Genomic DNA, 14,362 nt, shown 5'->3' with positions numbered 1-14,362 from the left:
ATCTTCCTCTCTTTTTTAAACGATTGGGCGTACGCCGGTTTCCTTATCTGATGGCTCATTCTGCACACTTAGCTTCTTTATCGCCTTAATGAGCAGGTTCAGCCCTTCAGTCAAGCGTTCTATCGTCTCATAGGTGTAATTCAATCGCAGCCAGTGCTCCCCATCGCTTTCTTGAGGGAAAAACACCGTTCCCGGCGTATAGATCATTCCTTGATCCGCGCATAACGCAAGTAATTTCTTTTGCGGTACAGAGTAAGGAATTCGGCACCATAAGTAAAAGCCGCCTTCGGGAGGTTCAAAATGAACGAGTCCCTTTTCTTCGTTAAGCACTTTAATAGCAACGTCCCTTTTCTTTTTATAGATCGGCAGAATCTTTTTGAGATGTGGTTCATAAAGTCCTTTTCTGAGATATCGGTTAATCAAGATCTGACTATCCGTATTCACATGCAAATCGGTAATCTGCTTGAGCAGCACAAATTTTTTCATGACTGGCTCCGGCGCAACAACCCAGCCGATCCTTAAGCCTGGAAAAAGAACCTTCGATAAGGTACTGAGATAGATCACATATCCATACGGATCAAGTGCTTTAAGCGGCGTCAATTTTTCTTGATCAAACGCAATATCTCCATAAGGATCATCCTCAAGAATCGGCACTTGAAAATGATACGCCAATTTCAGCAGCCCCATTCTTCGTTCCATGCTCATCGAAACACCCGTTGGATTATGAAAATTAGGGATTGTATAGATAAGTTTAGGCTTATACCGTGCCAACTGTGCCTCGAGGATGTCTAGCCGAATACCTTCCTCATCCATAGGAATGCCAATAATCCTTGCGCCTGTTGCCCTAAAGCATTGAATCGCCTGCAAAAAAGTTGGTTCTTCAACAATAACCGCATCACCGGGAGACAAGAATGTTCGCGCCGCGAAATCAATGCCCTGCATCGATCCGGTCACGATCATTGTTTCTTTTGCAGTAACGGATAAGTTGCGAGAACCCATCAATTGGGCAATACTTTTGCGGAGCGGATAGTAACCTTCAACAGGACATAAATTCAGATGATCACTGTCGATCGGCAGCTCATTTTGAATTTCTCGAAGCTCATCGACTGGATACAAACTCGGATCGCCGATACCTGCCGCAAGAGAAATCATATTGCCTTGATTGCCGATATACATGATCTCACTCACCGTATCGCTAACATTGGTGATTTTTTTATCGAAGAGCGGATACCAAGACATCGGAAAAATAAGCGGTTCCGATCCATTCGTTGCAGGAAGTTTCCTTTCAGTGACCACAGTCCCTTGTCCAACTCTGGACATCACGAGCCCCAATGCTTTGAGTTCTTCATAAGCCTTGATGACAGTTGTTCGGCTAACGTGATGATCATCCGCCATCTTTCGTTCAGGCGGTAAAACAAAGCCTTCCGGAAGAATTCCCGACAGTATTTGTTCCTTAATTCGATTCGCCATTTGCAAATAGACAGGCATCGGATCCTCTCGGTTAATCTCCAGTCTCATAGCTGCCTCCTTTTTTATTAAGTATGAAAAGTGATTATTCTTATCATATCCATACCAATGTCCGCCGAAAAGATCCAATTGGATCTAATGCTGTGAATCCAATTCTGATGAAAAAAATTGTTCAAATCTAGTGCATAGTTGACGAACTGTGAAGCATAAAAGTTTAAAACGATTTATAGGTCATACTGGGAAGCAATCTGGGAAACTCGTCATTTTATCCGAGAAAAATCCAGAACTATAGGATAGACATGAAGATCTTTTCGAATACAAAAATCACGCAGTATATGATCTGCGTGACGCATTTTTCCTTCACTTAAATAGTTGTTGTTTGTTTACACGATCCGATGAGCAGCTTTTCTGTATACCTTGAAATCTTGCTTCCTATAAAATAGCTCTGCTGCTTCATTGTCCGACCAATAATCAAGATCAATCTCATTTATCCCTTTGTTTTTTGCCAATTGGCCGATATAGTTCATCAAAAAAGTCCCATAACCCTTTCTGCGTTCGGTTCGCATGATGCAGAATTGATGAATCTCGAGTGCAGTTCGAGCTATCATAAACGGATTTTCTTTTCGACTCAAAACTTGAATCCAAGCATAGCCTGCGATTAAGTCTTCGTCTTCAATCACTAAAAACGTTGAATCAGAATAACTCGTAATGACCCTTTCATACCATTGACGAATTTCATTAAAACGATACGGCTTAAAGTACTCAGGATACAGCTCGGCATGTAAGGCTTGAACTGGTTCATTCAGCCTGGCGATCAGTGCGGCATCCTTTGTTTGTACAATCTCCATGAGCTGACCTTCTTTTTAGCTTTCAACAGCCACTTTGTTAACTTGATGCTCGCTCCGACCTGTTTTCAAAATTGCGAGCACATCATTCAAGCTGATTTCAACCATATTCTGCACCGCTAGATTTGTGTAAAAACCGATGTGCGGCGTAATTAATACATTTGGCATCGCGCGCAGTGTTTTCAGCTGCTTGCTTGGAATATCCTTGCCACGCAAATCCTGATTGAAGAAGTGTTCTTCGCCGTCTAATGTATCTAGCGCAGCTCCGGCAACTTTTTTATTAGTCAACGCCGCAATCAAAGCATCTGTGTCAACGACTGGTCCGCGTGATGCATTCACAAGGAACGCGTCGCGCTTCATTAACGCAAGTGCATCCGCGTCAATCAAATGGGTGGTTGATTCCATCAGCGGAACATGCAGCGTTACAACATCCGCTGTCTTCAAAAGTTCTTCTTTTGAAACATAGTTGAGTACGTCACGCAAATCATCACGTTCAACGATATCATTTGCGATCACTGTCGCGCCAAGCCCTTTAAACAGGCGGGCAACCGTTCCGCCGATTCGTCCGGCACCAATAACGCCGACAGTCAGTGAGCGGATTTCCCGTGCTTGAAGTCCTGCCCATCGAAAATCCTGTTCGGCACCTCGCGCGTCGAACAGCGGCAGATTGCGGATCAGCCGCATCGTCTGCGTTACGGCCAATTCTGCAACAGAATTCGGCGAGTAGGCCGGAACATTCGTCACAGCCAAACCATGCGCCGTCGCCTGTTCAAGATCAACCATATCAAAACCCGCGGTTCGTGATGTGAGCTGCTTCAAGCCGAATTTTTCCAGAGTCTCATAGATCACCGGATCACTAATACGATTACGCTGCTGAATGACGATGCCATCATAACCCTTGACCCTCTGCACGGTTTCCGCATCCAGTTCCAAATCGTTAATGTCGACGTGAACACCGGTTTTCTTTTCCCAATTCCTAATTGCTGCTTCCTCATCGTCTCGTACACTGAACATAATCACTTTCATCGCTGCACGCTCCCTTGTTCTTCACTAATAGTCGCCGCATAGTTTGCGATTCGACTCATCGCTTCCGTCAACTGTTCCATACTTGCCGCATAGCTGATTCGAATATAGCCTTCACCACCGGGGCCAAAAGAACCGCCGGGTATCACAGCGACCTTAGCCTTGTATGCAAGATCCGTACAGAAATCAAGACTTTTTTGAATCATGGTTTCCGGAATTTTGGCGAACAGATAGAAAGCGCCCTCCGGCTTCACGCAAGCAAAGCCCGCTTTGCTCATTTCTTCATAAACAAAATCGCGCCGTTTTTCATATTCCACACGCATTTCCGCACCGTCATCCATTCCATTTTCAAATGCTTCCTGAGCCGCGTCCTGGGCCATCGTTGTCGCTGAGGTAATTGTGAACTGATGAATCTTGCTCAACTCCGTCGTAATCGCGGCCGGTGCACAAATGAAGCCGATTCGCCAACCGGTCATCGCATGTGATTTTGATACGCCGTTAAGCAAAATTGTTTGTTCCGGCAGATATTCAGCCATGGAAACATGGCCTTCGCCATAGGTGAGTTCACTGTAAATCTCATCACTAATGACAAAAAGATCATGTTTTTCCAAAATCGCGGCAAGCGCCTTCACATCTTCTCTGCGATACGTCACACCAGTTGGGTTGGTCGGAAAATTGAAGACGATCGCCTTAACCGCCTCGCCGTGCTTTGCAAGTGTTTCTTCGAGTAATTCAGGCGAAAGAACAAAACCATTTGATGAGGTATCCATGAATACCGGTTCCGCTTTCGCTAGAATCGTATCCGGAATGTATAAAGGAAAAATCGGTGTCGGAATCAGCACCTTATCGCCAGGATTCAAAATCGATGTGAGCACGGTGTAAATCGCTTCCGTCGCACCGGCAGTCACAAGAATTTCGTGATCCGGATTGTAAAATAAATTATATTTTTCCTTGAGAAAATTGCTGATTGCTTTTCTTAAACCTGGTGTTCCTGCAGGCGGTGCATAGTGGCTCCGGTTATTGTCAATGCTGCGTTTTCCCGCTTCTTTAATATGCTCGGGGGTGTTGAAATCCGGTTCGCCCAACGTTAATTTAATGATATCCGGGATTCCTGAAATATCCTGATCGAATTTCAGAATGTCCGAAGGCTTAAGCAAGCTCAATTCTGTTTTCATTTTGCCAACTAATGAGTGGGTCATTTTTCGTTACCTGCCTTTTATAAAATTTTTGTGCGAAAAAAATCACCCACGGCTTCAATAACCGTGGGCGATCGGAATTTCTCGCGATAAATTAAAACCACACGGATTATTGATTCTTAATCCATGTGGTTATTTTTCCAAGTCAAATCGTACCGCCTTGGCTTCCGCATGGATGCAACCTTCTGCTGAAGTGTTTGCACCCTGTTGAAGCGAATGCAAACACTAACGAAAGAAACCAAAGTAGTAATAAAAGTTATTCAATTGGAGTTTGCCTGATTTGATCATGACTTAAAACTCCCTTTGAGTTGGTGATTCTATTTATATCAGACTTTTTAAAAAGTGTCAACTGTATTTTATACCCATTCACAAAATACAGTGCAGGTATGTTCGCTAAATACCACGTCATTGCAGAAGAAATTCAACTTCCCGTTAAACAACAAAACCCGATAAGCCCTAAAGCTTAAGGAAATTATCAATTATAAGAGTAAATAAAATTGTATCGACAAGAATTACCGTGGTTTTAATCGCTTAGCATCCAATCAGCTTTCTTAGACAGCAAAAAAATGGAACCTCGTGCTCCAAAACAATTCTTGGAACACGAGGTTCCATCTTCCCCTGTACTAGCAAATATGGCAGGCGGTCATTCATTGGGTGAACTCTATAATTCGGCTCATTCACCGGTGATTTCCATCGATTTAATCGCTACTTCACTCAATCCGGTTAGCTCGCTGATTTCAGCATGACTCATTCCTTTTTGCAACAGTTTTCGGACGAATTGTTCTTTTGCTTTTCGTTCTCCTTGTTCAATGCCTTGTTCAATTCCTTGTTCTATGCCTTGTTCTATGCCTTGTTCAATTCCCTCTTTTTTTCCGCGATCATAAAAAGAATTGGGCCACTTGAGCACTTCTTCACGAATTTCTTCCGGGAGTTTTTTTGCTTGGTCCATCAATTGATCCACCTCTTCCTTGTTTAATTGAAGATAGGTTTCGAAAAATCCATTGATCATGCTTTCACGTGCTTCTCCAAGATGCATTGTAATCATTTGCCTGATAAAAGCAAGTCGTACTTGCACACGTTCCCTTTTTGAGTAGTTCATCCTGCTCATTAGCGCGGCGGCGGCAGGATTATTGCTGTACATAAATTTTCGCCAGCTCATTCTGGAAAGTTCAAGTTTCAGAAAATGGAACTCGTTAACAACCATTAGATGCGGTACTTTTACCACAAATTCGTCCGGTTCATCTCTAACTCCATCATAACTGAAAATAGCGATGGGTAAAACAGGTTTTCGAAATTTCAGATAGATCATGCTGTAGTAGATGTACATCCGTTCGGAAAAATTATCTTGGTAATAATTCTGTGCTTCAAGATGGACAATCAGGATGACATCTTTATTGGATTTCAGCTTTGTTTCCGCGATAACATCTGCCCGTTTTTTGTCGCCTTCGACCATATCCGCAAACAGTTCCTCGGAAAGAAATTTCTTGTCGGAAAGATCAAGTGCCTGGTATATCTTTGGGAAGAAGGCTTCGAGAAATTCATCAAAAAACTCGTGAAGCAGGACTTTAAAGCGTCGATCGTGGTCTATAGACATAGGAAGCCTCCTTGCGGGGTATGTTTCGATCAAGAGGAATGTGTGAAGCAAATCAAGAAGAGAACAAATGGTCGTGTTTGCTATAAGTATACCTTATATCGAAAAAAAATACTTCAAGTATTTTAGAGAAAACAGTGCCACGGATGACGTTACCGAACACTCGGCATCGGTTGTGTCTTCAATCGAGCATAGGTACTGCATTCGAACCCTTCATAAAGGCGACCAGAGATCAATTCACCTGCTCGAGATACCGTTTACCTAAATCAACCAAAGTGGTTGTTGAGGATCCCGCTGCTTCATATAGCCAGGTTCTGTTTCTCCAGAAGTTTTAAAACGAGTTAACCAAAGATTTAGTTATCCACAAGTTGATATATGATCAATTCCTAACCAGCAAAAAAGAGCCCTGAATCAGGCTCTTCTTATCATTTTCACTTGTTCAATCAAATAATCCAAGCTGTTCGGTTTCGCCAAGCCGTTCGAGAACCTGGGGATCATGGTCTTCGAAGAAGGCTTTGCGGATCCATTTTTCCTTGGTCATGACTTGTTTGCCCGATCCGGACGAGCCCCTTAAGCGGCAGCTGTAAATCACTGGAAAGTAGTCTTGCAGGAATTTTCCTTCGGCAAGGGCTGTCAATGCAATAATCTGAAAGCCGAGTTGTTGCGCGACAAAGAATACCGGACTCAGCACGTGATCGCTGGATGCCTGTCCAAACGGGTTGTCGAGAATAACGGCACGGTGCAGCTTGGCACTTGATTGGATATGTTTCTTTTTCTCGGCGACATAATTGAGAATGCCTAAGAAAAGCGTCATATTCTTACTCCACTTCTCTCCTCCTGACCAGATATTGCTTTGTTCCCATGAGTACGCGCGCGTTGTTACTGTATTGTCATTGGCCACTTTGCGGCAGCTGACCTTCAGCACCTCATTGTCCATGACGATACGCAGCAGCTGTTTGGATTGGAGCCACATGTCCAGTTCCTTCCGAACCTTTCCGCTGTCCTGCCGACGCTCTTCGTCCAAGAAGCGCTCGTCTTCGAGCTGAGTCAAAATCCATTCGATGTAATTTCGGATTCGCGTTTTGCCTTCCTCTTCGTTCCAATCAGGAATTTTAAAGGCGTAGATCGGTTTCCAGTCGTCCTGTACCTTCACCTTGGTTTTCTTTGGAATCTGTCGCAATTCTTCGGCCAGCGTACGCAGATGCGTGTGAATCTGGTCGATGAAAAGTTGGAGATCCTTATCACTTTGGCGGATATGTTCATGCGCATAATGGGAAATGCTCTCAATGCGCGTTGCCATATTTTTCTTGAATTCAATGATGGCTTCGTAGCTCTGTTTCGTTTCAATGCCGCTGATTGCCATCTGCCGCAGCTTCACATCGGAAATATTCGCCCGACAAAACGCGCGGAATGCGCGCTGCGCGCTTGAGACCTCGCTCGCGCCTTCCGCAACGCGGCCTTGATTTTCCTTCAGGCTGTGCTTTGTCGCAGCAACAACTTTCTTGCGATTGTACGTAAAGTCAAGAATCTCCTCATTCGTCAAAGAAATCGGCGAAACATCCGGCGCTTTAAAATGATGCGCTTCCTCAAACATCTCAAGATTATACTTTGCAGACTCAATCGCTTTGCGATCCTGTTCAATTCGGACGGCTTCCTGATCAATATAAGTTTTTCGTTCATTCAAGTGTTTTATCTCTGCGGCCAGATCCTCTTCGACATTTCCGTCATAGGTATCAAAAGCAATCCGTTCTTCATTTGGATAACTTTTTTCAAACTGGATGACGAGCGTGTCCAGCTTTCCTTCTTGCTTATTTTTTTCAGTTTCCGCCTGCCGAACGTCATCGCCGCATGTTTTCTCTTCCTTGATCTGGGCGAAAATACGATCCTGCAGCGACTGAATCTGCTGCTTGCCGTCAACAGGAAACGCGCGCGATTCATCAATCGTTCCCTCGCTGCGGCGCAGCAGTTCCATTTCGTCCGTGAGCCGCTTTATATTTCGAACAGCTTCGTCACGTTTGGCGATCCATTCGCCTCGGGCCGTATCAATTTCGCGCAGCTTCAACCGTAAAATGTCAATCTTATCCTTAATTACTTTCTTGCTTTCATTGGTTGCAGCAGGTGTCAGCTCGCTCAACGATTGGTAGTCATCATCCTGGCGCAGCAACTGCAGTTGCAGCTTGATATCTGCCGCCCTGCGTTCAAGGGTCCCGCGCTCAGCATTCAATCGGTTCAGCTTTTGGTTCACCGCATCGAGTTCTTGCTCCACAAGCTGCAATTTTTCTTTTAGTTGCTGCTCAAGGCTGCGTCCCTCTGCAACCATTTTCTCAACACGAAGGTACTCATGACCCTTTTCAATATAGCGAGCCAGTCCATGCCGCTCCTCACGATATTGGTCGGTTTTTTCGCGGCCGTTGCTGATCTGGGCATCCAAATCATTGAGCATTTGTTCTTCACGTCGAAGCTCCAGGGCAAGCTGCTCATTCTTATTGGTCAGTTCGCCGAGCTTTGTTTTCTTTTCATCAGTTGATTCATAAGGATAGTCCATTAAAAATTGGCGGAACGCCCGGAGCGCATCCTTCCATTCAGCGAGCTCCTGCTCCTTTGCCACGCGGTCTGCGGTCACCTTTTCCGCCTCAATGCCAATTTGCTTCTTCCATTCAGCGAAGGTCACCGCGTCCGTGTTTCCTTGCCAATGACTCGGCGCCACCCATGAACGGACTGCACTCCGTTCATGCACCTCAAGCGCTTCTTCGGTTGTGAGCACCGTGATCGGATACTGAAGCCGATCGGCAACGTGGTTCAGTTTATCAACCACTCTCGGCTTATCTGTATTGGTGGTCACCAGCGTCAATGGCCAGAGCGGGTAACGCAGGCGGTTTTTGCGTTCCTCCTCACTCATCGACTGGAGATAGTCTACGCCGCTGACAAGATAATCAACTTGATTTTTCCACGAGAACAGCTGTTTTTCCATAAATGTGTCGCCGAAAAAGACGCTCTGGTCGGCATGGTCGTCGACAAACCGTCGCGCGATCCGCTCTTTGTGGAAAAGCGCTTCGCGATCCGCCGTGATTTGATTCATCTTCTCAAGCATCCGCTGTTCAATGGAATCCGGCTCAAGATAGACGGTTTCAAGCGCGGACCATTGACGGCGCAGCGCGGACAGCTGCTCAATCACTGCGCGCTGCGCTTTCTCCATCGCGGCAAGCTCGGCGCGCAGCCGATCCATTGCCCGATTGGTTTCAATACGATCCGTTTGTACAGCTGCTTTCCGCTCTTCAGCCTCTTTTTTATAAATCAGCGCTTCCTTCTCCTGCTGATTGAATTTGATAATTGTTTCATCAAGAAGCTGATCACGTTCCTGCCACTTAACCAGCTGTTCTTTAACCGTTTCTTGTTCCGGATTCGAAAGCAGTTCCCGTTTCAATTTTTCTAGTTGCTCAAGGCGCGTCTTCACAGCACCCTTGGTTTCCGACAGACGGGCAAGCAGCCCCTTTTCCTTGCCGGACGCATTCTTCTTTGTCTGCTCGTCCGCCTCAATCTGCTTAAGAATCGGCTGCAGCTGCCCGCCTAGTTCCTGCTCGATCTTCGCAAGTTCTGCCAGATCTCGCTCGTAGCAGCCGAGCAGTTCCCGCCGCGCCGTCTCCAGCTGATCACGAAGATTGCCGGCGTCGTCCTTCTGATCAAATTGTGCCAGCTGCTGCTCAAACAAACGTAGCGCGTCTTCCTGTTCCGTGCGTTCCTGCTTAGCTTTCGCCCATTTCAACGCATGAAGTTCATGCCTGTTTTGCTGCAACGCTTCCTGAATTCCTGTTTGTGCCGCGAGCGCCTTCTTATACTTACTTTCACGCGCGCTCAGTACCGATTGTTCAACAAAAATGGTATACGAATCCGACTTCAGCGCGTGAGCAGAGCTGTCCGCCTTCCATTCTTGCAGACTTGCGCTGTTTGCTTCCTGCGCTGCGATCTGCTTGCGATGCTCCAAAATAATCTCGTTCCATACGCCCTTCGCCCGCTGCTTCGCTTTCTCATAGTCCATTTGGTACTCATGCAGCGTCTCATAGGTTTCGCTGTATTTTTCCAGTTCGCCGCTGATCTGTTTATTTTCCTCAATCGTTTCTTTCAGTTTTTTGTAATTCTTCAAACTCGCCAGCTGTTGTTCAAACAAATCGGCGAAGAGGTGGCTGTCGTGACCGACAATCGAATCTTCCACGGTCGGAATCAGCAAGCGGTCGAACAGTTGATTGGTATTCTTACATTCATCAAAAAAGGCTTCGACGCCGCCTTCCGAGCTGTTGATTTTGACAATGCTTTCCCATTCGCTCGAAATAATGGTGTACTGTTCCTCGAGAAATGTCTTATATTCTTTAATCGTTTTGAAGGTTTGCGCGCTCAGCGTCTTCTCGCGCATGCCGGCGTAGTAGTCTTGCATTTCGCCGCGTTCGGCTGCCCGCTTACCCTCACGCGTCTCTCGGACAAAAGGAATGCCCTCGATTCCGTTTGGATCGTTTTCGTTGTATTCATAGACATAGCGCAGCGAATCCAAGCCATTTTTCACGGTGTAAAGCGAGACCGCCGTGACCACGTAGCGTCTCGGCCGCTCATTCGTGATCCATTCAATCGCGATGTGCGCCGGGGCATTTTCCAGCATCAGCGTATTTTTGATCTTGCGGTCGGCCAGATCGGTGTGCGGCAGAATCGCCTGCAGCGCAGTTTGAATGAATACCGTTTTCCCGCCGCCGTTCTCAATCAGAATCGCGCCGTTGTGCCCGTCAAAAAGGAACAACTCATCATTATAGCGTTTGTTTCCTTCTTCATAGATCACGTTCGTCAAGCGAATTTTACTGATCGTCGGCATGCTCTGCACCTCCTTCAAAGCCGTAAATGAATTCAAAAATCCCCTTATTGTATTCGACTTCCATAAAATAGCGTTGGATAATCGTCTTCGCCTTTTCCGTCAGCCGAATCTCCTCATTACCGATGTCCTGCACCAAGTCTTGATCAACCAAGAATCGTTTCACCGTATCAATAAAACTCATTCGGCTGATTGTATTGCCGCTCTGCTTTTTTGCCTGTTCCTTAATATCATCCATGTCGTCCCATTTCTGAATAATCAATCGCCAGTTATAGAAAAATTCATTTTCCAGCTGCTTGAGTTCATCCTCGTCATGCGTTTTGAGCTGATCAATCCGTTCCTGAATAAAACGGATCCATTCATCCATGCGCAAAAAAAGACGCGTCGGCTCCTGGCTTTGGTACGTGTCGTAGAAACTGCCGAACAGGATCAGTGTCGCGAAATAGAGCAGATAAAGATCTCCGTTCGTCGCCCCGCTGCGCAAATAGTTGCGCTTGATCCATTCGTTGCTGACATGGAATGGCGAGAGCTTCGTCTCCGGCACAAGAAACAGCTGCTCGCTTGTACTGATGATCACACAATCCACCTCATGGCTGAACGTATCAAGAAGACTTCGCAGCTCGTCATCCGCCCGATAACTTTGCACCGCGTCATCTCCCGCCACGCCATCGCGGGCGAGCACGGTATAAAGGCGAAATGCCTTGACAACTTTATGTTCAGAATAGTTCATTTTCTTCGCCCTCCAAATGGATTTGCAATTCTTGGATGGAAAATCGCTTGGATTTTCGAATCAGTCCTTTACCCTCACGCACATGCAGCGTTCGGTTTTCGAGTAGTGCGAGCGCTTCGTCAAGGATGGCATTACTTTCCTCATCCTCTGATTCGCCGTATCTGATTGGCGAGCGTTGATGAAGAATCAGCCAGAATTGGTAAAAATAGCGTCGTTCCAATAATTCCGCATGTTCATGTGCTTCAAGAAAATTCATGAACCGGGACAAATTTTGCCCCTGCCCTTGTTCATAGGCACTCAGAAAAAGACCCATGAGCTGTTTGTATTTTTCAGCCAGCGCGTGCCGGTAGGATTGATCCTCTTCATGCTCGTCCGCTTCAACAAATCCCTGATCATCGCGTTCCTCACGTTCTTCATTGATTTTTTGGTCGGCAAGGACCGTGAGCGGCGACCATGTTTCATTCTCTTCTACGTTAAGAAACGGTTGCAGGACTCCGATCATTGCTTCGGCAGGCAATGGCGTAGCCAGGATTTTCGCGGTAAGATCCTGATCAAAATTGAATGCTTGAATACCGGTGTAGTACAGGGATTCCTGAGCGGTAAGCAGCGTCGTATTTTTCAAATCTAGGGTTTGCTCCAAAAGCCGCGAATGGTCATAATGCACAGACTCCAGTTCGCGCGCGATCGTCAAAACCAAATCATAGGTACGGATCTCCCGCTTATGCACATCCTTTGCATACAGCCGATCACGTGTTTCCTTAACAAATTGGCGCAGCTCTTTGAATTCTTCGTCCTCACGTTTGAGCCGTCCATAGATATCTTCCAGCAGCTGCTTGTAGCGCTCAAAGGTCTCTTCCGACACAATACTGCGCTGAATCTCATGCTTCAGCCGCCCCATGCGCTCCTCAAGACTCTCGACATCGATCCTCATTTCATTAATCTGCCGCAGCGCGCCTTTGAACTCACCCTTGTCCAGCTGTTTCCGAAGCATCAGCTGATTAATCGACAGTTGAAATTCACTGTAAAACTCCTTGGTGGCGAAAACGAGTTCGAGTCCATCCTCGTCCAAAGTGTAATATTGCGTGTTCGTTTTCAAGTCGAATGAGTTCGCCTTCAAGATCGAATAGTCGATGCTGTCCTCTTGATTTGTTTCCCAATTAAAAAAGGTATAACGCCGTTTTTTCCCGGTTGTGGGACGGAAGGTTTGAATAATTGATCGGGCGATACGTTCATAATCGGTCTCATCCAACTGATACTGAGCCGCAATCACCTTTTCCAAAAAAGCGGCCAATTGTTTCGCCCCGGCCTTGTACTGGCGCATCAATTTCTGCTCAAAAAAGAAAAGTAGCGAAAGCAAACCCAGTCCCTTCATATCAACGTCATTCTTTTCGTGGTCCTGTTCGCGCTTGCGCTCCAGCTCATATAGGGGATCGAACAGAGCGAGCCGCCGCATCCGTTCCTTATAGCCGTTTACGATTTCGCGCAGATCAAGCTCTTCCAATCCGTTCCCCTCCATATATGTTGTAATTCTCTCGTCTTCAGAATTTCTTGCGGATAGTACTTTCCATCATGAAGCATCGTGCGTATTTGTTCTGCCTGTTGTTCTGAGAAACATGCAAGGAATTGATCCTCTGCAACGCTTCGAGATCGCTGATACGCTTTGCCAACGGCAGGTGCCTTTTTTAAGCAGGCTTGATAAAACGGTAATGCCGGTCGCGCTGCTTGTTTCTGATTAAGAGAGTACCAGATTGACAGTCCTTCCCTGTCCAAATCACCAAAGTACAAGAAATGATGCTTGGCGCTGATCGGATATTGCATGGGAAACTGTTCGATACTCTTAACCACTGCCTTACCGCACCCATAAATCAGTGTCGCACAATCTGTCTCTTTTAATACCGGCAGAAGGCCTTGATAGGTTGTTTTATTTTCAACAATCAGATGATACTGTTCTTTTTCATTTAGTTTAAGCGGATTGATTGCGAACATTAAAGGATCTGAGACGGGGATAATAGTAAGGCGAGCATACAAACCAATTTTTTCTAATAGTTCCTTCCCGCCCTTCTCGTCAATCCACTTCTCATCCTCAACTAATTCATAACTCCGTTCCGGCGCTGGAACGAGGTCCGTCGGAAAACCATGTGTTTTGAGATAATGATCAATTTTGAGGATAAACGGGAGATGTCTCTCCCACAATGAAGGATCCGCGCGATAATACCAGTCCAGGTTGATCTCCTTGTGCAGCTTCGCCCGATAGCGTTGAAGCTCTTTGTGATAATCCCCGATTAGCGCGCTTTTATTGATTTTGTACTTGAGCGCAAGCGACGGCGTGCGTGTCGTCCGACCGGTGGATCGCACCATGATCAATACGTTCTCTTTTTCGAACTGAAGAATCCTGTCCGCGAATGTTTCATAGGTCTGAAAAAACGGCGTGAGCAGTTTCTCAAGCTCGCCTAACTCAATGGTTTTCTTTGAAAATTCTGTTAAACACTTTGTCACTTCATCCAATCACGCGCACCTCCGCTCACAGTTCGCTTATAGTCTCATTATACTTAACTTTCGATGTATTTGCGGCATAGTTTTTAAGCCAACGGGGATTTTACCAGGTGAACGTGGTATTTATGAATGAACACCTGAACTGCGGAGGTTCGGATTTCCTGA

General features: G+C 46.0%; 9 protein-coding genes. All 9 read right to left on the bottom strand.

Annotated features, from left to right (window positions below):
- Positions 1 to 15: 15 nt before the first annotated feature.
- Complete coding sequence (gene pdxR, locus AC6F33_RS01905; RefSeq protein WP_093673259.1) at positions 16 to 1,518, bottom strand: MocR-like pyridoxine biosynthesis transcription factor PdxR; 1,503 nt, start codon at positions 1,516 to 1,518, stop codon at positions 16 to 18.
- Between the two features lie 332 nt (positions 1,519 to 1,850).
- The gene (locus AC6F33_RS01900) at positions 1,851 to 2,315 is read right to left on the bottom strand and encodes a GNAT family N-acetyltransferase (RefSeq protein ID WP_500777605.1); all 465 of its coding nucleotides are present in this window, start codon (positions 2,313 to 2,315) and stop codon (positions 1,851 to 1,853) included.
- 15 nt (positions 2,316 to 2,330) lie between these two features.
- Positions 2,331 to 3,338 carry a D-2-hydroxyacid dehydrogenase gene (locus AC6F33_RS01895; protein WP_093673255.1) on the bottom strand — a complete coding sequence of 336 codons (1,008 nt, stop codon included), beginning with the start codon at positions 3,336 to 3,338 and terminating at the stop codon, positions 2,331 to 2,333.
- Positions 3,335 to 4,534, bottom strand: a complete 1,200-nt coding sequence (locus AC6F33_RS01890) for a pyridoxal phosphate-dependent aminotransferase (protein WP_500777604.1) — start codon at positions 4,532 to 4,534, stop codon at positions 3,335 to 3,337. Before AC6F33_RS01890 ends, AC6F33_RS01895 begins: the two co-directional genes overlap by 4 nt.
- Positions 4,535 to 5,204: 670 nt before the next feature.
- Positions 5,205 to 6,125 (bottom strand): RpnC/YadD family protein, encoded by a 921-nt coding sequence (locus AC6F33_RS01885; RefSeq protein ID WP_093673251.1) that lies wholly within the window; start codon positions 6,123 to 6,125, stop codon positions 5,205 to 5,207.
- A gap of 436 nt (positions 6,126 to 6,561) precedes the next feature.
- The gene (locus tag AC6F33_RS01880) at positions 6,562 to 10,977 is read right to left on the bottom strand and encodes a coiled-coil domain-containing protein (RefSeq protein WP_093673249.1); all 4,416 of its coding nucleotides are present in this window, start codon (positions 10,975 to 10,977) and stop codon (positions 6,562 to 6,564) included.
- The gene (locus AC6F33_RS01875; protein ID WP_093673247.1) at positions 10,961 to 11,704 is read right to left on the bottom strand and encodes a DUF6063 family protein; all 744 of its coding nucleotides are present in this window, start codon (positions 11,702 to 11,704) and stop codon (positions 10,961 to 10,963) included. The genes AC6F33_RS01880 and AC6F33_RS01875 overlap by 17 nt, the downstream gene beginning before the upstream one ends.
- Positions 11,691 to 13,205 (bottom strand): replicative DNA helicase, encoded by a 1,515-nt coding sequence (locus AC6F33_RS01870; protein WP_500777603.1) that lies wholly within the window; start codon positions 13,203 to 13,205, stop codon positions 11,691 to 11,693. The genes AC6F33_RS01875 and AC6F33_RS01870 overlap by 14 nt, the downstream gene beginning before the upstream one ends.
- The gene (locus AC6F33_RS01865) at positions 13,175 to 14,200 is read right to left on the bottom strand and encodes a Wadjet anti-phage system protein JetD domain-containing protein (RefSeq protein ID WP_500778125.1); all 1,026 of its coding nucleotides are present in this window, start codon (positions 14,198 to 14,200) and stop codon (positions 13,175 to 13,177) included. Before AC6F33_RS01865 ends, AC6F33_RS01870 begins: the two co-directional genes overlap by 31 nt.
- Between the last annotated feature and the right edge of the window lie 162 nt (positions 14,201 to 14,362).

The sequence above is a fragment of the Sporolactobacillus sp. BBK16-2 genome (assembly GCF_059878335.1).
The sequence above is the reverse complement of the archived record's forward strand: the minus strand, read 5'-3'. Positions and strand labels throughout refer to the sequence as shown.

Excerpts from the sequence above, each read along its gene's own strand:
- pdxR (WP_093673259.1), bottom strand. The coding sequence starts at position 1,518 with ATGAGACTGGAGATTAACCGAGAGGATCCGATGCCTGTCTATTTGCAA.
- AC6F33_RS01900 (WP_500777605.1), bottom strand. The coding sequence starts at position 2,315 with ATGGAGATTGTACAAACAAAGGATGCCGCACTGATCGCCAGGCTGAAT.
- AC6F33_RS01895 (WP_093673255.1), bottom strand. The coding sequence starts at position 3,338 with ATGAAAGTGATTATGTTCAGTGTACGAGACGATGAGGAAGCAGCAATT.
- AC6F33_RS01890 (WP_500777604.1), bottom strand. The coding sequence starts at position 4,534 with ATGACCCACTCATTAGTTGGCAAAATGAAAACAGAATTGAGCTTGCTT.
- AC6F33_RS01885 (WP_093673251.1), bottom strand. The coding sequence starts at position 6,125 with ATGTCTATAGACCACGATCGACGCTTTAAAGTCCTGCTTCACGAGTTT.
- AC6F33_RS01880 (WP_093673249.1), bottom strand. The coding sequence starts at position 10,977 with ATGCCGACGATCAGTAAAATTCGCTTGACGAACGTGATCTATGAAGAA.
- AC6F33_RS01875 (WP_093673247.1), bottom strand. The coding sequence starts at position 11,704 with ATGAACTATTCTGAACATAAAGTTGTCAAGGCATTTCGCCTTTATACC.